This is a genomic window from Chthoniobacter flavus Ellin428 (assembly GCF_000173075.1).
Lineage (GTDB): Bacteria > Verrucomicrobiota > Verrucomicrobiia > Chthoniobacterales > Chthoniobacteraceae > Chthoniobacter > Chthoniobacter flavus.
In genome coordinates, this window is record NZ_ABVL01000014.1 from 81,520 (window position 1) to 104,070 (window position 22,551).

Sequence of the window (22,551 nt, forward strand, 5' to 3'; positions counted from 1 at the left end):
TCATTAACCGGAAGACTCGGGAAGCCCATGCGGGTTTAATATCAACGTAAACGAGGGCGGGCGGCAAGGTTCTATTGGCCGGCGATCACGGTCACGGCGTCCCGGATCACGAATGAAAATCTCGGAAAAGCACTTTCCTTGCATTTTCGGCTTTCGGCTGGTTTTTGCCGGTGACTAGAGTGGGTGATTGATGAGTTCCTCGGAGGCCAAACACCCCAATCTGTCCGTCGGCGAGTTTTACACCCGCCATTCCGAGTCGCTGCAGATGAAATTGATCGGGCCGACGGTTGGCTTCGATCGCCGCATCCGCGAACCCACCATCAACCGGCCGGGCCTGGCCCTCTCCGGGTTCTTCAGCTATTTCGCCGACCGCCGCATCCAGGTGCTCGGCAGCGCGGAGCTTTCCTACCTGAAAAGCCTTTCCGAAGCCGACGCCCGGGCGCGCTGCAAAGCTCTGTGCTCGAGGCAGATCCCTTGTCTGGTTGTTTCGCGTAGCGCGAAGCCCCCTACGGCCCTGACCGAGGAAGCCGAGGCAGCGGGGATCGCGGTCTTTCGCACGCCGATGGTGACGATGAAGTTCATCAACGCGGCGACGCTGGCGCTGGAATTCGACTTCGCCCCAACGAAGAGCGAATACGGCAGCATGATGGACATCATGGGCGTGGGCACGCTGATCCGCGGCTCGAGCGGCATCGGCAAGAGCGAGTGCGTGCTTGGCTTGATCGAGCGCGGGCACAGCCTGGTGAGCGACGACATGACCCGCTTTCGGGCGCTGGAGGGCCGCGAACTGGTCGGCACATCGCCGGACCTGACCCGCAACCACATGGAGATCCGTGGCTTGGGGGTCATCAACGTCATGTCCATTTTCGGCATCGGGTCCGTCCGGCACGAAAAGCGCCTGGATTTGATCGTGACACTAAAGGATTGGCAGGAACTCGAAGACGTCGATAGAATTGGTTTGGATCAGGAGTTTTTCGAGCTACTCGATATCCTGATCCCACACGTCACCATTCCTGTGAGAACGGGCCGCGACCTGGCTCGCCTCGTGGAAGTGGCTGCGCTGGACCAGAAACTCAAGAGTACGGGCCAGAACAGCGCGGTGGAATTCAATCAGCGTCTGCTAAACCTCATGCAAAAGAAGAAAGAGCAATAATGGGCCTTTTGAGCCGTAAACCCGATACTGCCTCCCAGTCCAAGACAGCGAAAGAGCTGACGATTATCAACCGACTCGGTCTGCATGCCCGCCCCTCGGCGATGTTCGTGAAGACGGCGAGCCGCTTTAAGTGTGAAGTGTGGGTCGAGAAGGATGGCGAGCGAGTGAACGGCAAGAGCATCATGGGTCTCATGATGCTGGCCGCCGGCCAGGGTTCGAAGCTGCTCATCACTTGCGAGGGCCCCGATGGGGACAAGGCGCTCGAGGAAATCGAGGGAATCGTCCTCCGCAAGTTCGATGAGGATTGACGGCAACGCGCCCTTTCCGCTCATCCTCCCCACTCATGAGCAATGACGCCGCCGGCCCAAATCAGGAGAAACGCTTCCATGGCGTGGGCGTTTCGCCGGGTATCGCTCGCGGCACGATCTTCGTTTACCGTCCCGAAGACGAGACGCCGGCGCTGAGGCGGATCGAGGAACGGGAAATCCCGGAAGAGATCGCGCGCTTCGAGGCGGCGCTCATCGCCACGCGCACGCAGATCCTGGAGATGCAGCATCGCATCGCCGAGTCCATCGGCGCGAAGGATGCCGGCATCTTCGATGCGCATCTGCTGGTGGTCGAGGATCGCACGCTGATCGATGAAGTGTTGCGCACGCTGGCCCGCGATAAGACGAACGTGGAGTACGTCTTTCAAAACGTCGCCGGGCGCTATGCGAAGACGCTGAGCGAGATCGACGACCCGTATCTGCGCGAACGCGCGCTCGATATTCACGACGTGACCCGGCGCGTGGTGCGCAACCTCATGGGCAAGGAGAGCCGTGACCTAGCGAGCGTTACCACGCCGCACATTCTCATCGCGCACAATCTTGCGCCGTCCGATACGGCGCAGCTCAATCGGCAGCTCGTGCTCGGGTTTGCCACCGATATCGGCAGCAAGACTTCGCATACGGCGATCATGGCGCGGTCGCTGAATATCCCGGCGGTTGTCGGCTTGCACGATGCGAGCTCGCAACTGGCCACGGGCGATCACATCCTGCTCGATGGCTACAATGGCCTCGTGATCGTGAACCCCAGCGACCAGACGCTGTGGGAATACGGCGAGCTGGAGGTCAAGAAGACGGAGGTCGAGGAGAAGCTGACGCAACTCCGTGAGACCGTCTCCACCACGCTGGACGGACGTCACGTCACGCTTTCCGCGAATATCGAGCTGCCGGAGGATCTCGAACAGGTGCAGTTGAGCGGCGCCGAGGGCGTGGGGCTGTATCGCACGGAATTTTTCTATATCGGCAAATCCGAGCTCCCGAGCGAGGAAGCGCAATACAAAGCCCTACCGCAAGGTGGCCGAAAGCGTGCTGCCGCACAGCGTCATCATTCGCACCCTGGACCTCGGCGGCGACAAATTCATGAGCGCGCTGCACATGCCCGAGGAGCTCAATCCTTTCCTCGGCTGGCGGGCGATCCGCTTCTGCCTTGAGCGCGTGGATATTTTCAAGACGCAGCTCCGCGCCATGTTGCGGGCCAGTGCCGTGGGTAACGTCAAGATCATGTATCCGATGATCTCGGGCGTGGATGAACTGCGGCGCGCGAATGTCATCCTCGAGGAATGCCGCCAGGAGTTGCGCGCGGAGGGCAAGCCCTTCAACGAGGAGATGGAAGTCGGCGCGATGATCGAGATTCCGAGTGCGGCGATCGCGGCGGATATCCTCGCGCGCGAGGTCGATTTCTTCAGCATCGGCACGAACGATCTCATCCAGTATTCGATCGCTGTCGACCGCCTCAACGAGCACATCGCCCATCTCTACGAGCCCACGCATCCGGCCATCATCCGCCTCATTCGCATGACCGTCGACGCGGCGCATGCGCACAATCTCTGGGTCGGCGTCTGCGGCGAAATGGGCGGCGACATCGCGCTCACCCCGCTGCTGCTCGGACTCGGCGTGGACGAACTCAGCACCGGTGCGGCCCTGGTGCCGCGCGTGAAGCGTGCGGTGCAGGCGCTGGATATTGCCGCGTGCCTGAAGTTGATTGAGGATATCAAATGTCTCGATAGCGCCGATGCCATCCTGGCGAAGTGCGAGGAAGTGGCGCGCGCCCATTATCCGGAGTTGCTCTAGCCCCGCGGCTCCGATTTTCCCCCAAACATCAAAAAGAAGCGAAAGATTCGGCCCTTCTCCGACGTTTCCTTAACAGAGTGCTAAACAAAGCACCGTCCCATCACCGCAAAAATGAACATTCGACTCGTCCCCGCGTTGCTGGCTGCCGCCAGCCTGCTCCTCGCCAGCTGCCTGCCGGAATCGAAGAATCCGCTTTCCACGCCGTCGACCTCGACCGTCGATGGACGTCTCGGGGGCGTCTATGTCCAGAAGCGGGAGAAGAAGGATGATGATCTCAGCACCTGGCATTTCCATTATCGGGAGACGAATGTCCGTGGCCGAATCAGCGTGACGCCGTGGCTGGAGGTCTTGAATCTCGAGCATCGCCGCGGAGATGGTCTCAAGGGCACCACGTATCGGGCGCTCACCACCCATCTTGGCGTGCACGACTACATCAGCTTCATGGAGGTGGGAGATGCGGTGAGTAAAGACCATGCCTCGCTCTACGGCTTTGCGCGTTATGAAGTGAATTGGTCCGGCGACATCCAGGTATGGTTTGCCAATTCCGATTTCCTCGCGCAGGCCATCAAATCCGGCAAATTACATGGGACTGTAAGATCCGATTCGACCGGAAAAAACGTCTTGTTGACGGACTCGACAGAACGCCTGGCTGCATTCGTCGCGGCCAGCGATCCGGCCAGGCTGTTCGGCGGCAAGCCGCTCATTTTCTACCGCCTCACGCGGTAAATCACGTCCTCGATCACGGCGATGTGCGCGGCGACGCGCAACTCCAGCGCGAATTCGGAGGGCGTTTCGACGGTGAAGCTGCGCGCGGAGTGTTCGAGGTGCAGCCAGACGGCTTCGGGATAGCCGATGCGCGCGAAACGTCGCCGGTCAATGCGCCGTCGATGGATGCCGTTGGCGACCATGCGACCGTCGATCTTCGGACGTGGGTCGGTGGGTAGATGCACCCGTGCGGCCGTAAGCAGGGCCTCGCCCCAATACGGCTGAAGGCGCTGAACTTCGTAAAGATAAACACCTTGCCCATCGTAGTCCTCGTGCAACATCACCGCGGCATCGAACTGATGTCCGGCGACCGCTTTCTTCACGGCCTCGATCACGGGAATGTCGGTGCGGTGAAAGCTGCGGTTGAGGTCCGCACCCTGCAGGGTCAGGCGAACGTTTTGTACCAGGCCCCAGGCATTGAGGCAGGGGAACAGGAAGAGTGGCAGGTCGCGCAACTTGCGGCCCTGTTGTTCCGCCCAAGTGATCAGCGCTTCCGTGGAGGCAGGCTCGTCTCCGTGGATGCCGGCGGAAAAATAGATTCCGCCGCTCGCGGTCAGCGCCGGAGTGCGCAAATAAAAGTGCTCGAAGCCATCCGTCCGGCCCAGCGAGCGCAGCGGAATGCCGGTCTTCCGTGCCACCGCACGCCACCGCTCGATGAGGTAGCGATAGTCATGGGCGCGGTGACTCACAGCTCCTTCAGCAAACGCTCGTGAATGCCGCCGAAGCCGCCGTTGCTCAAGATGACGATCACGTCGCGCTCCTTCACCAGCGGCTTGAGGCGGGCGATGATGGCCGTAACGTCGGGTTCGTAGAAGGCGGGTCTGCCGGTGGCGGCGATGTCTGCCACGACCTTGGCCGGATCGAGGCGGTTATCGGCGGCGAGTTGATCCATGCGCGCGACCTGGGCGAGGATCACGCCATCCGCTTCGCCGAGCGCGGCCGGGAGTTCGTGCTGGAAGACGGCTCGCCGGGTGGTGTTCGAGCGCGGTTCGAAAATGGCCCAGAGGCGCCGGCTGGGATATTGATGGCGCAGCCCGCGCAGCGTCTCGCGAATGGCGGTGGGGTGATGCCCGAAGTCGTCGATCACCGTCATGCCACGCACTTCACCGCGCACTTCCTGCCGGCGCTTCACGCCTTCGAAAGCGGCGACGGCCTTGGCGATGGCGGAAAGCGGGATGCCGTAGAAGTGGGCGGCGCTGATGGCCATGGCGGCATTGCGCACGTTGTATTCGCCCACCATCTGGATGGTAAAACGGGTGTCGAGCAGTGTGAAGGCCGACCCGTGCGCATCGTAGGCGACGTCTTTGATGTGCCGCGAGGCGTTCGCCGAAAAGCCGACTTCCACAAGCTGCGCGCGGCAGTTCTCCGCGACGTCGATGCAATTCTTGTCGTCACCGTTGATGAGCACCATGCCACTTTCCGGCACGATATTGAGCAGGCGGCGGAAGCTGAGTTTGATCGCGTCGAGATTGTCGAAGATATCCGCGTGGTCGAACTCGATGTTGTTTACGATGACGAGTTCCGGCAGGTAGTGCAGGAACTTCGAGCGCTTGTCGAAGAACGCGGTGTCGTATTCATCGCCCTCGAGGACGACGTGCCTGGCATCGTGCAGACTGGCGCCCTGGCCGAGATTTTTGGCGATGCCGCCGATCATGTAAGCGGGATTGAGCCCGGCGCTTTTCAAGATCCAGGTGAGGAGCGAAGTGGTGGTCGTTTTGCCGTGGGTGCCGGTGACGACGAGGTTGTGTTTCCCGCGGAGGAAGAATTGCTTCAGCGTCTCGGGCAAGGAGAGGTAGTAGAGCTTGCGGTTGAGTACCGCCTCGATCTCCGGGTTGCCGCGCGAAATGGCGTTGCCCACGACGATGAGGTCGGCATTGGCGGGCAGATTCTCCGGCTTGTAACCTTCGCTGAGCTTGATGCCCTTGCTCTCCAGGAAGGTGCTCATCGGCGGATAGACCGATGCGTCCGAACCGGTGACGATGTAACCCTGCTCGCGCATCGCCGCGGCGACGGCGCCCATCGCGGTGCCGCAAATGCCGATGAAGTGAATGTGACGGAAGTCCTGGCTCATGATTCGGGAAAGAACCGTTGAAGCTAGCGGGCTTGAGGAAAAGGCGCAACGGTGGTGGTGAGGATGCCGCCGACTGGCTGTAAAAAACTAGATGTGGGAGTGCACGAGGAAGAGCGTGCTGCCGGCAAAAAGGAAGATGAGAAGTCCTCCGAAGTTTACGACGAAGGCCTTTGTCCATGGCCGCTTCAGGATAAAATTCATATCGTAGAAATGCTTATCACCCGACCAGGAGTTCAGGCACCGTGGTTGTGAGGATCTCGTCGGAGATAGGAAAATTTAAGCGCGGGAGCGGAGGAAAAGCACCTTGCCGATGAAGCAAATGAAGGCAAGAAGACCTCCGTAGTTGAGTGCCAGAGCCAATTTCCATGACCACGGAGCGGCTGCGACGCCGGCCGGATCGCGCCGACGGCAAAGGCGGATACCCAGTGCGTAAAGGACGATGCAAATGACGATCAGGGTCACGAGGATCTTGATGGCAAAAGACCCAGGCAAAAGGAGTCCGCGATAGCCGCCGATGCAGATTTGCAGGATCCACGACTGGGTGGCGAGTAGCCCCCAGAGAATCGCTCTCCAGGCTTTATCCTGAGCCACGTCGCTTTCAGTCATTTGATCCGGCGTTTTCCAACCACGGAAGCCCAGCTTGGATCCGGGTGGCGGATTTCGGATCCAAGTGGCGAGGAAAACGGGGAAGAGGATGAAACCGAGCACAGTGAGCGCGCCACCCCCCATCAAAGGCAGAACCCCGACGACCAACTTGATGGGGATGTCGCCTTCGTTGGTTTTATCGATGTCCGCAAAACTCTTTTTAAGCCCTTGCTCGAGTGAATCATGAGTGAAGCAAAGGAGTGCAATCCCTGCCACGAGGCAGACCACGCTAATAGCCATGCCCCAGGCTGCACGCTTCTTCAGAGAAATCATACCGCAAGGGAGCCTATCAAGGTTGCGGGAGATAACGCAGCTGCAAAGTGAGCCATCGCTTCGAAGAGCTGCCGCCGGGAACGTCGCGAAGCGTTCCCAAAAACGCCGTCATTCTTGAGCGAAGCGAAGAGCCTCTGATCTTGCTCTGGCATCTTGCGCGGTGGTTGCTGTGAAATCCCTCGTGCCATTCTCCGCCGAAAGTTTGAAGGAAGGCAGAGATCAGAGGTCCTTCGCAGGCTCAGGATGACGAGTGTTTTCTTTTCGATCCCGCCGCGGGGACCAGACTGCGTTTGGGCCGGTTCTACCAGCGAACGCTACTTCATCCGATCGAAGTTCTTCTTCAGGATCTGCCAGTCGGCGAGGCCTTCGACCTTGGTGCGGTTCTCGGCGATGATCTTCGCTTCGTTGGCGTTTTTGGTCGGGCGATTGACGTTGTAGAAGATGCCAAAGATACCGGGCGCAGGCGCGTCGGAGAGCTTGTAGGCCGCGTATTCGTCGGTGACGTCGTGGTCGGCGGGCACTTCTGGGAAGACGCCGCCTTTGCGCGGGATCGAGCCGTCAAAGGCGCCGGGGTAAAACTCGACGCATTCGCTGAGGCATTCGATGAAAGAGAAACCGTCGTGGGCCATGGCTGCTTCCATGCACTTGAGCAGGTGCGGGATGTTTGAGGCAGCGCTGCGGGCGACAAAGGTCGCGCCGGCGGCGATGGCCTGCTTCATCGGGTTGATCGGGCGATCGGTCGAACCCCAGACGTCGGTCTTCGATTTGAAGCCGATGGGGGAGGTGGGCGAGGTCTGCTTCTTGGTCAGGCCGTAGACGTGGTTGTCCATCACCACGTAGGTCAGCTTCACGTTCTTGCGTGCGGTGTGGTTGAAGTGATTGCCGCCGATGGAGAAGGCATCACCGTCGCCGCCGAAGACGAAGACATGCAGGTCGGGGCGCGAGAGCGAGACGCCGCTGGCAAAGGCCAGCGCGCGGCCGTGGATGAAGTGCACGCCGTGGGCCTGAACGAAATAAGGGAAGCGCGACGAGCAGCCGATGCCGGCCACGGTGCAGATATCTTCGTGCCGCTTCTGGTGCTTCTCGATGAGTTTGTAATAGAGCGCGAGGACGGAGAAATCGCCGCAGCCCGGGCACCATGTCGGGTGATCGGCAGCGGTTTCTTTCTTGGTCAGCGGCTTGCGTTCAGAATCCGGCAGATCGGGAACGTCGCCGGGAGCGTTGGTCGTGCGGGGGAGGATGAGAGTGCTCATGAGATTTTCGGGGAAAGGGGAGTTTCTTAATCTTAATCGTAATCTTTAATCCTTAATCTTAATCCTCCTATCCGTTCCGGTTTTCGACCGAGATTAAGGATTAAGAATTAAAGATTAAAAATTAAGGAAGTGGGCTACTTCGTAAGGGTGAGAACGTGCTGGAGGATTTCCTTCACCTTCCAGGTGAGGCCATCGGTCTTGGTCACGGCGCGAATGCGCGGATCGCAGTAGCGCGCGCGGAGCACGGTGCAGAGTTGGCCGTAGCCGTAGAGGCCTTCGTCATTCAGTTCGACCACGATGACGTGGGTGAAGCCACTGAAGATTTTCTCCAAAGCCGTTGGGCAGCGGATTGAGGTGCTTCAAGTGCAGGGAGGAGATAGCCTCGCCGTGCTTGCGCGACTGTTTCACCGCTTCCTCGATCGGACCCTTGCTCGAACCCCAGCCAACGAGCAGGACGTGGCCTTCGCTCGCTCCGTAGACCTGCGGCACAGGCAACTCTTCGGCGAGCTTGCGCAGCTTGTTGCGGCGCTTGGCATTCATGTCCATGTGGTTTTTACCGGAACCGCCCGGATGCCCGAGCTCATTGTGTTCGAGGCCGGTGACGACCGGGTATTTGCCGCTGGCGATCCGCGTCCCGGGCGCGACGTGGCGCGTGATGCCGTCGGGGGCCGAGAGGTCGTAAGGCTTGTGATCCACCACGGGAGTAAGATCGGGCGAGATGTCCTGGCAGACCTTCTCGAGATCGGGATAGGGGAACGCCTCGATGCGGGTGGCGATGCCCTGGTCGGTGAGGAGCAGCACCGGGGTCGAGTATTTGCGGGCGATGTTCACCGCTTCGATCGCCGTGTAGAAGCAGTCTTCCACGCTCGAGGGCGCCAGCACCACGCGCGGGCTGTCCCCGTGGCCGCCGAAGACGGCGATGTTCAGGTCGCTTTGCTCGACACTCGTCGGCATGCCCGTGCTTGGGCCGCCGCGTTGCACATCGATGATGACCACCGGCATTTCCGCCATGCTGGCCCAGCCGAGCGCCTCGGTCTTGAGCGAGACGCCGGGGCCGCTGGACCCGGTCACGGCCACGCGCCCGCCGTAGCTGGCGCCGATGGCCATGGAGATGGCCGCGATTTCGTCTTCGGTCTGGACAAAGGTGCCGCCGTATTTCGGCAACTCGCGGCGCAGCAGTTCCATGATGTCGCTCCATGGAGTAATCGGATATCCCGCGCCGAAGCGGACGCCGGCGGCGAGAATGCCATAGCCCAGCGCCTCGTTGCCGCTCATGACCACCTGCGCGCGGCCGGCATTTTCGCTGGGATGAAATTGGAACGATTCGAGAAGGCCCTGCACTTGGTGGCCATAGCCGGAATTGAAGCAGTCCAGGGCATTCTGCACAATGGTCGGATCCTTGCCGCCGAAGCGCTCATCGATGAGCTTGGTGAGCTTCGGCACATTGAGATCGAACATGCGGGCGAGCAGGCCGAGAGCGTAGATATTCTTGCCCTTGTCGCGCCCCGTGCCGCCGATGGCTTCGACGGTGAGCGAGGAGATCGGCACGCCGACGTGGTGATACATGGTGAGCAGTTCTTCCTTCGGCTTCACGTGATCGGAATCGTAAAGGACGATGCCGCCCTTTTTCAGCGAGCCGATGTGGCTCGCGTAGCTGTGGTCGTAGAAGCAGAGGAGCAGGTCGGCTTCGTCGCCGGCGCTGAGCACTTCGCCCGAGCTCATGCGGACCTGGAAAATGGAGGGGCCGCCGGAGATGGTGGCGGGAATGGTCATGAAGGTCATGACTTCCTGTTCGCTGCGGCCGGCGAGGCGGGCGAGGAAGCCGCCGATGGCCTGGATACCATCTTGCGAATTTCCGGCGATCCGGATGACGGCTTCGGAGACTTGAGAAACGCGGGGGGAATTAGGAACTGGGGTGGGAGCTACAGTAGAATCACTCATGGCAATAGGGGACAATCGGACGCCACTGGCAATCTTTGGGGGATTCAACCTGGGGGGCGCAGACTTTTGGTAGGCTTTGGACGCTACCAGTAGAGGCTGATTCGTCAAGCGGAGGCTGAAATGCACCGGAGTGATGGGAGGGGGGATATAGAGGGAAATCGGGCTTCTGGTTTGCCTTGCCAATTCGACGTACTATACTGCCCGGCCTATGGCCGGCGTTTCGTCAGTTCCTACTTCGGTTGTCTTCCTGATAGGAATGCTGGCCTGCCTGCTTTCGGGAAGCGCGCTTCTGCAGGCGGAGGACGAGCGGACACTGGTGCGATTGAACTTTCCCAAAACCGACCTGCGTGACGTGCTGGCGTTTTATGGACGGTTGGTCCGGAAACCGGTGCTGATGGATGTCCAAATACAGGCTTGGGTGACCGTCGATCGGGAGAAGGAGTTGCCGCTGAAGGAAGCGGTCGAGTTGATCCGCAAAACGTTGCTCGAATCGTATGGAATCGAAATGCGAGACAGTGACCGGGGAGAGGTCCTGGTAACGTGGTCTTCGGATCCCAAGTATCCGCACCACAGCGATGCGCCGGAGACGGGAAGCCGCCGCGGTTCTTTCAACGTAAACGGAATCCAGGTGAGAAGAAAAACTGTCCCATTGCCAGAGCCCGAAGGGAGCAAATGAGGAGCTGCGCGATGCTGGGCGCACTGTGGGTGATGGCGGGGCTGTGCACAGCGAACGCCGTGGAGCCAAAGATCATCGGCTGGCACATCGTGGGCGAGGAACGGGCGGCGATCGTTTATCCGCCGGCGGTGCAGACGAAGGGGGCGAAGGCGCCGCTGATCTTTGTCTTCCACGGACATGGCGATAATGCGTGGTTTGCCACCGAGCAGTTTCCGTTTCAGACGCTATGGCCGGAAGCGATCGTGGTATTTCCGCAGGGCTTGCCGACGCCGTCGGCCAGCGATCCGAAAGGGGAGCGGCGTGGCTGGCAGCATCAACCGGGCGAGATGCGCGACCGCGACTTGAAGTTCTTCGATGCCATGTTGCGCACGATGCGCTCGAAGTTTCGCGTGGATGACCGGCGCATCTATGCCGCCGGTTTTTCCAATGGCGGATTCTTCGATTACATCCTCTGGGCTCAGCGCGGGAATCTCTTCGCGGGGTTTGTGCCCTGTGCGGCGGCGATCCGGGCGCCGTTACAAATGACGGTGCCGAAACCGGTGTTCGTCGTGGCTGGAGAGAAGGACGATCGCGTGCCCTTCGCCGAGCAGCGCAAGACCATCGCGATGCTGCGGGAGATCAACGGTTGCGCGAGGGAAGGCAAAGCGTCCGGTGATCCGCGAACGATGCGCTACGAATCCAGTGCAGGAGCGCCGGTCGTGGCCTTTGTGCATTCCGGTGGCCATGCGGTGCCGCCGGTCACGCGAAAGCTCATGATCGAGTTCCTCAAGCAGCAGACGCTGCGACTGTGAAAAGCGCTCTCTCCCATAACTCCTATTCTTCCTATCTCTCCTATTCAGCGAAATAGGAGGAATGAGAAGAACAGGAAGAATAGGGAACCTTACGCCGTGGCGATCTTCGGCGTCTCTTCGACCTTCGGAGTATTGTGCGCGGTGCCGGGCTTGTGGCCGCTCCACCACAACACGATCGGCGAGGCGATGAAGATCGACGAATAAGTTCCGACCACGATGCCGATGAGAATGGCGAACGCGAAGTCGTGCAGCACCGGACCACCGAAGATGTAGAGCGCGGCCACGGAGAGCAGGGTGCACCCGGAGGTGAGCAGCGTGCGGCTCAACGTTTCGTTGATCGACGCATTCATGATCGACTGAATCGAACCGCGTCGGCCGCTGTGCAGGCCTTCACGGATCCGGTCGTAGACGACGATGGTGTCGTTGATTGAGTAACCCGCGATTGTCAAAATCGCGCCGACCATGATGAGCGAAAGCTCGCGGCCGAAGATGGAGAAGAGACCCACGGTGATGATGACGTCGTGGAGCAGCGCGACGAGCGCGCCGACCGCGAAGGACGCTTCGAAGCGCATCGTGACGTAGAGGAAAATACCGAGCATGCCGAGGCCGAGCGCGATGAGCGAACTCTTGGCCAGTTCGCCGCCGACGATCTTGCCGACCTTATCCTTCTTGTGCTCGCTGAAGCCGGTGTCCGGCATCGTTTCCTTGAGGTGGGCTTCGATCTTGTCACCCGTATCGATGGGGCTGCGGATGGCGATGAATTCGCTGTGCGACGACGGGTCCGTTTCCTTTTGGATGGCGACGTCTTCGATCTTCAGTTCCTCGATGTGCTTGCGGATATCGGCCACTTCCACCGGCTTGACGGACTTGAGCATGAGCAGGTCGCCGCCCTTGAAGTCGATGCCGAGGTTGTTCGGGAAGCGCACGGCAAAGCCGATCATGCTGACCACTGCGACCGTCACCGAAATGCCGATCCAGAGGAAGCGCCTGCTCATGAAGTCGACGCCCTGGCCGGAGATGAGGTGGAGCATCGTGATGCGCTTGAGGAAGCCGATCTTCAATGCCCACGAGAAGAGCATGCGGGTGACGACCATCGCGGAGAAGACCGAGGCGATGATGCCGACGACCAGCGTCACGGCGAAGCCTTTCACCGGGCCGCTCGCCTGCCAGAAAAGGATGGCAGCGGTGATGAGCGTGGTGGCATTCGCGTCGAAGATCACGGTGAACGCTTTGTCGTAAGCGGCATTGATGGATGAGGCGAGGGTCTTGCCGGCGGCCATTTCTTCGCGCAGACGCTCGTAGATGAGCACGTTGGCATCGACCGCGAGGCCGATGGTGAGAATGACGCCCGCGATACCGGGCAGCGTGAGCACGAAGCCGAACATGGCCATCGCGCCGAAGAGCACGATGATATTGATGACCAGACCGACGACCGCGACCAGACCGGCGAAGCGGTAGTAGATGACCACGAAAATGAGCACGAGGACCAAGCCGCCGATGCCCGCGGTGATACCGCTATTGATGGCGTCCTGGCCGAGGGTGGAGGAGGCACTGCGTTCTTCCTCGATTTGCACCGGGGTCTGCAGCGGATTCTGCAGGGCGCTGGCGAGGTTGCGCGCTTCCTTCTCGCTCATGCTGCCGCCGCTGATCTGCGCGCGGCCACCGACGATACCGGCGGTCGCGTATTTCTCGTCCACGGTCGGCGCGGACTGCACCTTGCCGTCGAGGAGAATGGCCATCTGCGAATGTTCACGGGCGACCTGCGCGGTCAGCTTGGCGAATTGGTCAGCGCCCTTGCTGTTGAATTCCAGGGCGACGCCCCACTGGCCGTCGTAGTAAGCGTAAGCGTGAGTGACATCGGAGCCGAGCAGATCGGCGGTGTTCTTGATCAGCAGCTTGCCTTCGACCGGCTTGCCGTTGCGTTCCATGGAGGTATCCACCAAGGTGTAGCCATGCGGAGTGGGCTGGACGCCGGCTTCAATCGCCTGGGCGAGCGCCTGGCTTTGCGGGTTCACAAGGTGAAACTCGAGCTTCGCCACCTTCTTCAATTGCTCGCGCGCATCGGCGATCTGCCCCTGATCGAGACCGGGGATCTGCACCAGAATACGGTCGGTGCCTTGCGGCGTGATGATCGGTTCGCTGACGCCGAACTGGTCGACGCGCTTACGAATGGCCTCCATGGCCTGATCGACCATATCCTTGGTGATGTCCTTCTTTACGCCCTTGTCATCCGCCGGCGGATCGAGCCGGATGAGGAAGGAAGTGCCGCCCTGCAGGTCGAGACCGAGATGGATCTTACCTGCCGTCAGAATATTGCCGTTGGCATCCTTGATGTCACGAGGAGGAGAGACCTCCCATAGGCAGAAAGCGGTGAGCAGGATGGCGAGCAGAGTGCCCAGGTTGCGTTTTACCCGCTCGCTATCGGTGAAAAAATACCAAGCGAACAACACCATCAAGAGCAGGCCAAAGAGGAATATAGCGACGTTTTGGTCCATCGGGAGACGAAGAAAAGAGTGGAGGTGGGGGTGAGAGGAAAGGGGAGATTAGGAGTCGGACGACTTGTCCTTTTCCACAGAGGCGATGGCCGATTTATCGAGCTCGATTTTCACGTTGTCGGCGATTTTCAGGATCAGCGTGCTGCCTTCTTTGACATTGGCGATGATGCCGTGGATGCCGCTGCTGGTGACCACTTTGTCGCCGGTCTTGAGGGTGGAGACGAGGGAGCTGAGCTCTTTCTGGCGCTTGTTTTGTGGGCGGATGATGAGGAAGTAGAAGATGACGCCGACGCAGATGAAGGGAACGATGGAGGAAAGCGGCGAGGGCCCGGCGGCGGGCGTGGCGGTGTCAGCGAGCGTGAGGAAAATCGATGAAGTCATGAATGGAGAGTGGCAAAAGCCGTCCTACAGCAGCCCACAGCCGCCGGAAAAACGGGAGCGGAAGATTAGGCAGCGCCCGGGGATTGTCCAAGGAATTCCGTGAGCGGTCCAGAGGGCGGGTTGCGCTTTTTCCTAATCGTAATCTTCAATCGTTAATCCTTAATCCCTTCGCGGGGAGGATTAACGATTAAGGAATAAGGATTAAAGATTAAGGATTCGGAATCAGGCGCTTACCTGATGCTACTTCAACGGCCGGGCGACCATGATGCCGGCGTCGCTGCGGAAATGGTAGAGGTAATCCGAGAGCCGCTGGTCGAGGACGACCTTGCCGTAATTGTGGGGGGCGGAGGCGTGCATGAAATGCAGGACGCCGTCGTTCGTCCGGTAGGCGAGGCCGACATGCGAGGTGCCGATGAGCGCGCCGTCGTGCGAGCAGACGCCGATGATGTCGCCGGATTGCAGATGCGATTCGATACCGGCGACCTGGCTCTTCGGAATGTAGTAGAGCGGCTCGCTGGCCACGCGGGCTTCCATCTGGGCGATGCCAGCGCGCAGGTCGGGGTTGTGGGCCATGTAGCGGTAGCTCTTCCAGGCCTTGGTCATCTCCACGGCATCATGCGCGGCGGGGACACCGCCAAGATCGCGGGTGAGGTCCTTGACCATGCCGCGGCGGTTGTTGTCATGCAGCCAGTCTTCGAGATAGTGCAGCCGCGAGAGATAGCTGCCGGTGCATTTGCCGTCCCGATAGCGGTCGAGCTCGATGTACTTGAGCATGGTCTGCGGCGTCCAATTTTCCTTCGGCTCATCGAGCATGCGGGCAAAGGCCAGGGAGGTTTCGAAGAAGGTCCAGCAATCGAGCCCGGTGAGATTCACCGACGGCGCCTCGATGCGGTTATCGATTTCCAGGGTGAAGCTCTTGTAATGCGTGCCGGCCTGCGCCCGGCCAATCTCCGCCACGCGCTGGCCGATCGGCAGGTTCTTCCATTTGTCCGCCTGCGCGACGAGGGCGTCGAACTGTTTGCGGCCCTTGAAGACGGTATCGAACGGCAGCCCCGAGGCGTGCGACGGTGTGACGACCGGCGCGACCAAAGCGAACATGCAGGCGGCGATGAGGGGGCGGAGGAAGGAGGAAAGCTTGGGCATGGGACAGGGCGGAAAGTGTGACAGGAGGGCGCGCGGGCTGTTCAAATGACGAATGGCGAATTTTCCAATGCGAATGACGAGGAATTCACCGATACCGCGATTTCGTCATTCGGCAGTTTCCTAAATCCAAGTCCCCGCTGGAATGGCCGCGCCCTTGGGAATGACGACGATGCCGTCGCGCACGTACCAGTTCGGGCCATCGCAGTTATCGGGCTTGCCGTCCGGCGTAATCACGGCGCCGTCGCCGATCCGGGCGTTTTTGTCGATGATCGCGTGGTCGATCACGCAATTGCGGCCGATGCCGAGCTCGACGTCGCCGGCCTTGTTGACCTTGTCGACGTCGTAAAAGTCCGCGCCCATGATGATGCTGTTGCGGATGGTCGTGCCGCCCTTGATGTAGCTGCGGACTCCGATGACGGAATGCTCGATGTGGGCGTCGTCGATGATACAGCCATCGGAAATGATCGCCTGCTTCACCGTGGCGCCGTTGATCTTGCTGCCGGGAAGGAAGCGCGCGTGGGTGTAGATCGGTGCGGTGGTGTCGAAGAAATTGAATTCCGGCACCCGGTCGGTGAGCTGGAGGTTGGCGTCGAAAAAGGCGCGAATGGTGCCGATGTCCTCCCAGTAACCCTGGAAGATGTAGCTGTGCACCCGGGAGCTTTTGATCATGCCCGGGATGACGTGCTTGCCGAAGTCGACACAGTCGTTGTCCAGCGCCTTGATGAGCACTTCGCGGTTGAAGATGTAGATGCCCATCGAGGCCTGGTACAGTTCGGCGTCGGCGGGTTGACCGAGTTCCTTGAGCAGCGTGGGTGGAATCTTCAGCGCATCGAGCAACTCGGGCGTCTTCGGCTTTTCCTCGAAGCGCACCACGCGGCGATTGGCATCGGTGTGCATGATGCCGAAGTCGGTGGCCGCCTCGCGCCCGACGGGGATCGTGGCCAGCGTCATGTCCGCCTTCGTGTCGATGTGCTGCTCGAGCAGGTCGCGGTAATCCATGCGGTAAAGCTGGTCGCCGCTGAGGATGACGAAATACTGATACGGATACTGGAGGAAATCGCGGAGGTTCTGCCGCACGGCGTCGGCGGTGCCCTGATACCAGTTCGTGTCCGTGGGCGTCTGCTGCGCGGCAAGGATTTCGACGAAGCTGCGGGAGAAGTTGTCGAACTTGAACGCCGAGTGGATGTGCTTGTGCAGCGAGGCGGAGTTGAACTGCGTAAGGACGTAGACGCGGCGCAGGCCGGAGTTGATGCAGTTCGAGACGGGAATGTCGACGATGCGGTATTTGCCGGCCAGCGGCACGGCAGGTTTGGAGCGTTCCTTGGTCAGCGGGAAGAGACGCGTGCCGGCACCGCCACCCATGATGATGGCGAGCGTCTGTTCGGTGATGGAAGGCCAGTTGGAAAGTTGCATAGAGGCTTAAAAATCAGGGAAAAAACCGCGGCGGGAGCCTGCCAGAGCCCGCCCGCGGTTGTCACCAGTCATTTACGTGAAATGCAACGAGGCCGGGCGTCGCGCAGTCGTTGTTCTGATCAGGCCGATCAAAGTGTATCAACCGCTTTACTCGCCGGCGGTGTTGTCCAGAACGGTCCGCACTTTCTGGGCGAGCCGGGCTGGCGAGAAGGGCTTTTCGAGAAAGTGCAAACCTTCATCGAGCACTCCGTGGTGGGCGAGCGCGTCATCCGTGTAGCCCGACATGAACAGAACCCGGGCGCCCGGTGCTCGCTGCATGATTTTGCTGTAAAGTTCCTTGCCGCTCATTTGCGGCATGATGACGTCGGTGATGACGAGGTCGAAGGCCCCATGGCGATCGATGATGGCGAGGGCTTCGATCGCATCCACCGCTTCCTGGATCTGGTAGCCGCAACTGCGCAGGAGCGAGGCGGCGAGCTTGCGCACGGAGGAGTCGTCTTCGACCATCAGGACCGATTCCTGGCCGCGCGGCAGTTCTCCCGACGCCTTCGGGGTCGAAATCTCCGCGGACGAGGTGAGCAGGCGCGGCAGGTAGATCTTGAAGGTGGAACCGGTGCCCGGCTCGCTGTAGACGCGAATGTCGCCGCCGCTCTGGCAGACGATGCCATAGCAGGTGGCCAGACCGAGCCCCGTGCCCTTGCCGACGCCCTTGGTGGAGAAGAACGGCTCGAAAAGATGCGCCTGGATTTCCTCGCTCATGCCCACGCCGGTGTCGCTGATGGCGAGCATGACGTACTCGCCCACCTCGAGCTCGCGATTGCGGGCGACGGACTTCTGATCCAGGTAGACATTGGCCGTCTGGATGGTGAGCTTTCCGCCGTGGAGCATGGCGTCACGGGCGTTGACGGCGAGATTGAGGATGACCTGCTCGATCTGCCCCTGATCGGCTTTGACCTGGCCGAGCAGGGAGTCGAAAGACGTGCGTAGCTCGATGTCTTCCCCGATCAGGCGCCGCAGCATGGCGCCCATATTGGCGACGACGCCGTTCAATTCCAGCACCCGCGGCTGGAGGACCTGTTTGCGGCTGAAGGCCAGCAACTGGCGGGTGAGCGCCGCGGCTCGCGCAGCGGCGTGCTGGATTTGCTCCGCGTCCTCGCGCAGTGGATTGGCCTCGCTCAGCTCCCGCAGGAGCAAATCGCTATAGCCGGTGATCACGGTCAGCAGGTTGTTGAAATCATGGGCCACACCGCCCGCGAGCCGGCCCACGGCCTCCATCTTTTGCGATTGCCGCAGCTTCTCGTCGCTCTGCCGCAATGCTTCCGCCGCCCTCTTGGCCGCGGTAATGTCCTGCGCAGTGCCAATCATCCGGATGGCCCGGCCTCTGGCATCCGCAACGATCTCGCCCCGGCTGTGAATGACGCGCTCGATGCCTCCGGGTGTGACGACCCGATGCTCGCATTCGAAGGGCTTCAGGTTCCGCATCGCTTCTTCCATGATCGACCGGGCCCACACGGCGTCCTCGGGATGGACCCGCTGAAAACATTTGGCCATCGGCGAGCCCAGGTCTTCCGACCGCTGGCCGTAGAGACGCCCGGTTTCATCCGACCAGGTGACGCTGTCGGCGACGATGTCCCATTCCCAGCTTCCCACGTGGGCGATCTGCTGCGCCTGGGCGAGCTGCGCCTGGCTTTTCTTGAGTCGCTGCTCGGCCTGCCGGCGCTCGGCATTTTCGCGGATCAATTCTGCGGTGCGCTCCTCCACGACGCCCTCGATGTTGGCGTTCAAGGCCTCGAGCTCAGCCTGGCGCGCGGCGACACTGAACATTTCGCTCTGGCTCTTGCGAATGGAGATGACCAGGAAGGCCACTTCGAAAATGACCCACGCGGCATGTTCCAGCGAGCGCCAGACCGGCGCCGCCAGCACGCCGTAGACTGATTGCGGCCAGAAATACCCGCGCGCCAGATGATCGATGTAAACCACGGTGGTGGCGGACATCAGGACCCTCCAGTCGCGATAAAACGCCAGGATGGCGAGCGAGCCGAAGACATGAAAATGCGTCTCGATGCGCCCGCCGGTGAGGTGGATGAGCAGGGCCGACATGAGCATCTGGCCGATGGCCACGGTATGGCGGGTGAGCGCTTTCCCAGGTTGGTTGAGCGTGAGGAATACCGGAAGGCTGGTAATGGCGCCGCCGAGCAGCACCGCCGCCCAGATATGGGGATGAATCTGGCTCTCCGTGCCCGCCCAGGTCCGTGGCGAGACGAAAAGCGCGACGATGATCCCGCCGATCCATTGCAGGGGCATGAGACGCGCAAAGATCCAGTCCGTGTGCTGGATGATGTTTTGCTTTTGCTCTTCGAAGAGTTCCGCGCGACGTGCTTCGACGGTGCCGGAGGCCTTCGGGACAGTGGCTATGGCTTGATGCATGCCTCGACTCCAAATTGGGAAGCGCGCTCCGGATTCTGCAGGGTACAACCGAAAACCGGCGTGCGCTCGGTCTCCGCCTGCCTGGCGCCCAGCAGGGCGGCGATCGCCGTTTCTCCGGTGTTGTCTCCGGCGTGCCCGCGTGCGGCGGTGACTCCTCCGTGGAAGAGCAGTTCCCCACGCGGATCGTAAAGAACGACATAGCCCGACGTTTCGGCGCCAAAGCGCGCAGCCTGGCGGCCGCCCAAGTCCGCCTCCACACGGAGTCCCGGAATCGCCCGTGCGCTTTGCCACAAACCGGTCTGTGTCCAATCCGTCGCGGCGTCCTCCGGAGTGAAGAACAGGATGTGCGTGGTCACCTGCCCCTGGCAATGCGTGAGCAGCCGATTGAGTTCCTCGAGACTGGCCCGGGTGCAAGGGCACTTCGGGTGGGCGAACATGAGGAGCGTGGCGTGGAAATGGTCGAGGGCGACCGTCGAATCCGTCGGCCAGTTTTGCGGCGTTCGCCCCGTCGCACCCGCAGTGTGTTCATAGCGGGCCATTCCGCAAAGCCCGGCCACGGCTGTGAGCAGCCATAACAGACAGAGAGTGGATGGGCGCGATAAAAGTTTCACTGCGATGCGTAAACATACATATCAATCTGTATGCTCGTGTCGACGCCAAAGCCTACGGTTTTTCCCTTATAATGGTTAAGGTGGCTTGGGAGCGCCCGAGGGGGCAGCAGTCATCGATGTGAAATGTAAGGGAAGACTCTGATTAAACAGCCAACTCCGATCCCAACCTCGGACATCCAATTTACGATTTGTTTTCTCAAACGAAGTGTCGCACATTTGCGGTATGAATGCGCCGCAGACCAAGTGGTCGTTCGAGGCCGATTTCCTCCAGGCGTGCAATTGTGACTATGGTTGTCCCTGCGAATTCTCCGCGCCACCGACGCGCGGCTTTTGTGAAGGGACCGGTGCCTGGCGGATTATCCAGGGGCATTTTGGCGATGTGCAACTCGATGGTATCACCGTCGGTTTCGCGGCCCATTGGCCGAACGCGATTCACGAGGGTAACGGAACGCTCGTGGTCTTGATCGATGAACGGGCCAACGCGAAGCAGCGGGAAGCGTTGCTGACGATCTGCTCGGGCCAGGCTGGCGGCCTGCCTTTTGAAATCCTCGCTACCACCATTTCCAAGGTGCTCGATCCCATCTTTGCGCCGGTTGATTTTCAGTTGAACGGACGCGAAAGTTCGGTGCGGATCGGCAATGCCCTGGCCGTGGCCATGGAGCCGATCAAAAATCCAGTGACTGGCGAACCGGAATCCGTGCGCGTGGAGCACGCCACCGGTTTCATTTTCAAAAGCGCCGAAGCAACTTCGGGAAAGGAGTGCCGTATCAATGCGCCGGGACTGCAATTTTCATGGCCGGACAAGGCGGCGTTCGTGACGCGGGTGAACTACGGGAACTGATCCGTCCGCAGCCGACGATTCTCCGCAGGCGATGGCTTTTCCCGATCGATTGGAAGCCACGCTGCGTCACGATCGCGTGATCGTGATCGTGGCGCTGACCGGCGTCGCCGGCCTGGCGTGGGGTTACATGATTCGCGAGGCGCAGGGAATGGCGCAGACCGGGATTTGCCAGTGCGCCGGGATAGCGATGTCGGGACCCGATACCCAGCCGTGGTCGCCATTCGCCATCGTGCCGCTGTTTCTCATGTGGGCGGAGATGATGGTGGCGATGATGATCCCTTCCGCCACCCCGATGATCCTGACGTTTGCGCGGGTCAATCGTCAGCGCCGCGAGCAGGAGCGGCCCTTCGTGCCGACCGGGCTTTTCGTTCTTGGTTATCTCATCGTCTGGTGCGGGTTCAGCTTGATCGCCGCGCTCGCGCAGTGGGGGTTGCATGGGGCCGCATTGCTCTCGCCGGTGATGAAGAGCAACAGCACGATCCTGAGCGGATTGCTGCTCATGGTCACCGGCATCTTCCAATGGACGCCGTGGAAACGCGCCTGTTTGCGCCATTGCAACTCGCCGCTGGGCTTTCTGCTCGGTGATTGGCGCGAAGGGCGCGGCGGCGCGTTGGCCATGGGACTCAAGCACGGCGTCCATTGCACCGGCTGCTGTTGGTTGCTCATGGCGCTGCTTTTTATCGCCGGGGTGATGAATCTGCTCTGGGTGGCGGCGATTACGCTCGTCGTTTTGCTGGAGAAAATGCTGCCACGCGGGGAATGGTTTTGCCGGGTGGTAGGCGCCGGCTGCGTTGCGTGGGGTGGATGGATCCTCGCCAGTCCGCCAGCCTGATGGCGCTTACAGGTATTTCGCCATCGCTTCCCGGAACCGTGCAAGCTCGTCATTCGGCGAGGTCATAGCTCGCGCACCAGAAATAGGTGAATTCCACGATGCGCACGGAATTGGAATAGCACTGCAGGATGTCTCGGAGTTGATTGGCGGTCGGGAAGTTTTTCAGGACTTCGTGCGAGGTGCCGTCATCCAGTTGGCGCTGTTGGTAGGTATTGCCGGCGGCGTCGGCCCGGCAGATCGGCGTGCTGCTGGCGGGCACGTAGCGATTGTCCATGAAGACGACCCGTGCACCCGGTTGCAACGCAGCGTGGAAGTCCTCGAGAAACGCCGGAAGCCGGGCCAAAGGGACATGCGACCACCAGTGGGCGGCAAAACCCGCGGTGAACTTGCCGGGATCGCGAGGCGGCGAAAAGGCGTCCCCGCGCGCAAACGTGAAGCGAGTCGGGTCCAACTGTTTCGACCGGGCGATTTTCAGCACTTCCGCATTGGCGTCGAGGCCGTGAACGGAGGCGACGACTTCGGCAATCGCGGCGGTCCAATAACCGGTGCCGCAGGCCAGTTCGAGGATGTGTCGTCCGCCCAATTCCCGCCGCAGATGCTTTTTCACCCGCGCCAAATCTTCCTGCCGCTCCGGCTTGTTATAGATGCGCTCGTACTCGCTGGCGCGCTGACGATAATAGTCGATGAGTTTGGTGTCGGCGGACATCAGTCCCGCTTTCATCCTTC

Annotated in this window: 22 protein-coding genes; 9 read left to right on the forward strand and 13 right to left on the reverse strand. The window is 60.6% G+C overall.

What is annotated here, in order from left to right; all coding sequences use genetic code 11:
• Positions 1-190: 190 nt before the first annotated feature.
• The 5 genes from hprK to CFE428DRAFT_RS20730 all read left to right on the forward strand — a co-directional run bounded on the left by hprK (position 191) and on the right by CFE428DRAFT_RS20730 (position 3,993).
• Complete coding sequence (hprK, locus tag CFE428DRAFT_RS20715; protein ID WP_006981597.1) at positions 191-1,153, forward strand: HPr(Ser) kinase/phosphatase; 963 nt, start codon at positions 191-193, stop codon at positions 1,151-1,153.
• Positions 1,153-1,461, forward strand: coding sequence for an HPr family phosphocarrier protein (locus CFE428DRAFT_RS20720; RefSeq protein ID WP_006981598.1), 309 nt, complete (start codon positions 1,153-1,155; stop codon positions 1,459-1,461). Before hprK ends, CFE428DRAFT_RS20720 begins: the two co-directional genes overlap by 1 nt.
• A 35-nt stretch (positions 1,462-1,496) precedes the next feature.
• Positions 1,497-2,627: a phosphoenolpyruvate-utilizing N-terminal domain-containing protein gene (locus CFE428DRAFT_RS40560; protein WP_006981599.1), complete on the forward strand. Its 1,131-nt coding sequence runs from the start codon at positions 1,497-1,499 to the stop codon at positions 2,625-2,627.
• Positions 2,524-3,267 carry a putative PEP-binding protein gene (locus CFE428DRAFT_RS40565; protein ID WP_272941131.1) on the forward strand — a complete coding sequence of 248 codons (744 nt, stop codon included), beginning with the start codon at positions 2,524-2,526 and terminating at the stop codon, positions 3,265-3,267. The genes CFE428DRAFT_RS40560 and CFE428DRAFT_RS40565 overlap by 104 nt, the downstream gene beginning before the upstream one ends.
• 111 nt (positions 3,268-3,378) lie before the next feature.
• On the forward strand, positions 3,379-3,993 hold the full coding sequence (locus tag CFE428DRAFT_RS20730) for a hypothetical protein (RefSeq protein WP_006981601.1): 615 nt from the start codon (positions 3,379-3,381) through the stop codon (positions 3,991-3,993).
• Here CFE428DRAFT_RS20730 and CFE428DRAFT_RS20735 read toward each other — a convergent pair.
• From CFE428DRAFT_RS20735 to CFE428DRAFT_RS20755, 6 genes are all read right to left on the reverse strand, one after another.
• Positions 3,975-4,721 carry a M14 family metallopeptidase gene (locus CFE428DRAFT_RS20735; RefSeq protein ID WP_006981602.1) on the reverse strand — a complete coding sequence of 249 codons (747 nt, stop codon included), beginning with the start codon at positions 4,719-4,721 and terminating at the stop codon, positions 3,975-3,977. The two genes, CFE428DRAFT_RS20730 and CFE428DRAFT_RS20735, sit on opposite strands and share 19 nt — an antisense overlap.
• The gene (mpl, locus tag CFE428DRAFT_RS20740) at positions 4,718-6,103 is read right to left on the reverse strand and encodes a UDP-N-acetylmuramate:L-alanyl-gamma-D-glutamyl-meso-diaminopimelate ligase (RefSeq protein ID WP_006981603.1); all 1,386 of its coding nucleotides are present in this window, start codon (positions 6,101-6,103) and stop codon (positions 4,718-4,720) included. Before mpl ends, CFE428DRAFT_RS20735 begins: the two co-directional genes overlap by 4 nt.
• A gap of 276 nt (positions 6,104-6,379) precedes the next feature.
• On the reverse strand, positions 6,380-7,021 hold the full coding sequence (locus CFE428DRAFT_RS20745; protein WP_006981605.1) for a hypothetical protein: 642 nt from the start codon (positions 7,019-7,021) through the stop codon (positions 6,380-6,382).
• 314 nt (positions 7,022-7,335) lie between these two features.
• Positions 7,336-8,274: a thiamine pyrophosphate-dependent enzyme gene (locus tag CFE428DRAFT_RS20750; protein WP_006981606.1), complete on the reverse strand. Its 939-nt coding sequence runs from the start codon at positions 8,272-8,274 to the stop codon at positions 7,336-7,338.
• Between the two features lie 134 nt (positions 8,275-8,408).
• Positions 8,409-8,570, reverse strand: coding sequence for a hypothetical protein (locus tag CFE428DRAFT_RS39045; RefSeq protein WP_202797476.1), 162 nt, complete (start codon positions 8,568-8,570; stop codon positions 8,409-8,411).
• Positions 8,554-10,215: a 2-oxoacid:acceptor oxidoreductase subunit alpha gene (locus tag CFE428DRAFT_RS20755; protein WP_006981608.1), complete on the reverse strand. Its 1,662-nt coding sequence runs from the start codon at positions 10,213-10,215 to the stop codon at positions 8,554-8,556. The genes CFE428DRAFT_RS39045 and CFE428DRAFT_RS20755 overlap by 17 nt, the downstream gene beginning before the upstream one ends.
• A 208-nt stretch (positions 10,216-10,423) precedes the next feature.
• Here CFE428DRAFT_RS20755 and CFE428DRAFT_RS20760 point away from each other — a divergent pair, with 208 nt between their 5' ends.
• Both CFE428DRAFT_RS20760 and CFE428DRAFT_RS20765 read left to right on the forward strand, forming a co-directional pair.
• Positions 10,424-10,891 (forward strand): hypothetical protein, encoded by a 468-nt coding sequence (locus CFE428DRAFT_RS20760; RefSeq protein ID WP_131989492.1) that lies wholly within the window; start codon positions 10,424-10,426, stop codon positions 10,889-10,891.
• Between the two features lie 11 nt (positions 10,892-10,902).
• Complete coding sequence (locus CFE428DRAFT_RS20765) at positions 10,903-11,682, forward strand: CE1 family esterase (RefSeq protein ID WP_006981610.1); 780 nt, start codon at positions 10,903-10,905, stop codon at positions 11,680-11,682.
• 89 nt (positions 11,683-11,771) lie between these two features.
• On the opposite strand, the gene CFE428DRAFT_RS20770 is transcribed toward CFE428DRAFT_RS20765, so the two are convergent.
• The 6 genes from CFE428DRAFT_RS20770 to CFE428DRAFT_RS20795 form a co-directional block, all read right to left on the reverse strand.
• Positions 11,772-14,177, reverse strand: coding sequence for a protein translocase subunit SecDF (locus CFE428DRAFT_RS20770; RefSeq protein ID WP_006981611.1), 2,406 nt, complete (start codon positions 14,175-14,177; stop codon positions 11,772-11,774).
• Between the two features lie 48 nt (positions 14,178-14,225).
• Complete coding sequence (gene yajC / locus CFE428DRAFT_RS20775; protein ID WP_006981612.1) at positions 14,226-14,558, reverse strand: preprotein translocase subunit YajC; 333 nt, start codon at positions 14,556-14,558, stop codon at positions 14,226-14,228.
• A 240-nt stretch (positions 14,559-14,798) separates the two neighbouring features.
• Positions 14,799-15,701 (reverse strand): N-acetylmuramoyl-L-alanine amidase-like domain-containing protein, encoded by a 903-nt coding sequence (locus tag CFE428DRAFT_RS20780; protein ID WP_006981613.1) that lies wholly within the window; start codon positions 15,699-15,701, stop codon positions 14,799-14,801.
• Between the two features lie 120 nt (positions 15,702-15,821).
• The gene (locus tag CFE428DRAFT_RS20785; protein ID WP_006981614.1) at positions 15,822-17,114 is read right to left on the reverse strand and encodes a glucose-1-phosphate adenylyltransferase; all 1,293 of its coding nucleotides are present in this window, start codon (positions 17,112-17,114) and stop codon (positions 15,822-15,824) included.
• Positions 17,115-17,261: 147 nt separating this feature from the next.
• Positions 17,262-19,541 (reverse strand): response regulator, encoded by a 2,280-nt coding sequence (locus CFE428DRAFT_RS20790; protein ID WP_006981615.1) that lies wholly within the window; start codon positions 19,539-19,541, stop codon positions 17,262-17,264.
• A complete protein-coding gene (locus CFE428DRAFT_RS20795) occupies positions 19,526-20,080 on the reverse strand; it encodes a thioredoxin domain-containing protein (protein WP_006981616.1) in 555 nt (184 codons plus the stop codon). Before CFE428DRAFT_RS20795 ends, CFE428DRAFT_RS20790 begins: the two co-directional genes overlap by 16 nt.
• Before the next feature lie 295 nt (positions 20,081-20,375).
• Between CFE428DRAFT_RS20795 and CFE428DRAFT_RS20800 the strand changes: the two genes are divergently transcribed.
• Entirely contained in the window at positions 20,376-20,993 is a 618-nt protein-coding gene (locus CFE428DRAFT_RS20800) for a DUF1326 domain-containing protein (protein ID WP_006981617.1), read from the forward strand.
• Between the two features lie 31 nt (positions 20,994-21,024).
• Positions 21,025-21,825 carry a DUF2182 domain-containing protein gene (locus tag CFE428DRAFT_RS20805; protein WP_006981618.1) on the forward strand — a complete coding sequence of 267 codons (801 nt, stop codon included), beginning with the start codon at positions 21,025-21,027 and terminating at the stop codon, positions 21,823-21,825.
• 49 nt (positions 21,826-21,874) lie between these two features.
• Here the strand turns inward: CFE428DRAFT_RS20805 and CFE428DRAFT_RS20810 are convergent, their stop codons facing one another.
• Complete coding sequence (locus tag CFE428DRAFT_RS20810; protein ID WP_042725475.1) at positions 21,875-22,531, reverse strand: class I SAM-dependent methyltransferase; 657 nt, start codon at positions 22,529-22,531, stop codon at positions 21,875-21,877.
• Between the last annotated feature and the right edge of the window lie 20 nt (positions 22,532-22,551).

Bases quoted from the DNA above. Each gene is read 5' to 3' on its own strand.
- CFE428DRAFT_RS20760 (WP_131989492.1), top strand. From the start codon at position 10,424: ATGGCCGGCGTTTCGTCAGTTCCTACTTCGGTTGTCTTCCTGATAGGA.
- CFE428DRAFT_RS20780 (WP_006981613.1), bottom strand. From the start codon at position 15,701: ATGCCCAAGCTTTCCTCCTTCCTCCGCCCCCTCATCGCCGCCTGCATG.
- CFE428DRAFT_RS20750 (WP_006981606.1), bottom strand. From the start codon at position 8,274: ATGAGCACTCTCATCCTCCCCCGCACGACCAACGCTCCCGGCGACGTT.
- CFE428DRAFT_RS40560 (WP_006981599.1), top strand. From the start codon at position 1,497: ATGAGCAATGACGCCGCCGGCCCAAATCAGGAGAAACGCTTCCATGGC.
- CFE428DRAFT_RS20745 (WP_006981605.1), bottom strand. From the start codon at position 7,021: ATGATTTCTCTGAAGAAGCGTGCAGCCTGGGGCATGGCTATTAGCGTG.
- CFE428DRAFT_RS20720 (WP_006981598.1), top strand. From the start codon at position 1,153: ATGGGCCTTTTGAGCCGTAAACCCGATACTGCCTCCCAGTCCAAGACA.
- CFE428DRAFT_RS20755 (WP_006981608.1), bottom strand. From the start codon at position 10,215: ATGAGTGATTCTACTGTAGCTCCCACCCCAGTTCCTAATTCCCCCCGC.
- CFE428DRAFT_RS20800 (WP_006981617.1), top strand. From the start codon at position 20,376: ATGAATGCGCCGCAGACCAAGTGGTCGTTCGAGGCCGATTTCCTCCAG.
- CFE428DRAFT_RS20770 (WP_006981611.1), bottom strand. From the start codon at position 14,177: ATGGACCAAAACGTCGCTATATTCCTCTTTGGCCTGCTCTTGATGGTG.
- CFE428DRAFT_RS20785 (WP_006981614.1), bottom strand. From the start codon at position 17,114: ATGCAACTTTCCAACTGGCCTTCCATCACCGAACAGACGCTCGCCATC.
- CFE428DRAFT_RS20805 (WP_006981618.1), top strand. From the start codon at position 21,025: ATGGCTTTTCCCGATCGATTGGAAGCCACGCTGCGTCACGATCGCGTG.
- CFE428DRAFT_RS20810 (WP_042725475.1), bottom strand. From the start codon at position 22,531: ATGTCCGCCGACACCAAACTCATCGACTATTATCGTCAGCGCGCCAGC.
- CFE428DRAFT_RS20790 (WP_006981615.1), bottom strand. From the start codon at position 19,541: ATGCATCAAGCCATAGCCACTGTCCCGAAGGCCTCCGGCACCGTCGAA.
- CFE428DRAFT_RS20795 (WP_006981616.1), bottom strand. From the start codon at position 20,080: ATGGCCCGCTATGAACACACTGCGGGTGCGACGGGGCGAACGCCGCAA.
- CFE428DRAFT_RS20765 (WP_006981610.1), top strand. From the start codon at position 10,903: ATGCTGGGCGCACTGTGGGTGATGGCGGGGCTGTGCACAGCGAACGCC.
- CFE428DRAFT_RS20730 (WP_006981601.1), top strand. From the start codon at position 3,379: ATGAACATTCGACTCGTCCCCGCGTTGCTGGCTGCCGCCAGCCTGCTC.
- hprK (WP_006981597.1), top strand. From the start codon at position 191: ATGAGTTCCTCGGAGGCCAAACACCCCAATCTGTCCGTCGGCGAGTTT.
- yajC (WP_006981612.1), bottom strand. From the start codon at position 14,558: ATGACTTCATCGATTTTCCTCACGCTCGCTGACACCGCCACGCCCGCC.
- mpl (WP_006981603.1), bottom strand. From the start codon at position 6,103: ATGAGCCAGGACTTCCGTCACATTCACTTCATCGGCATTTGCGGCACC.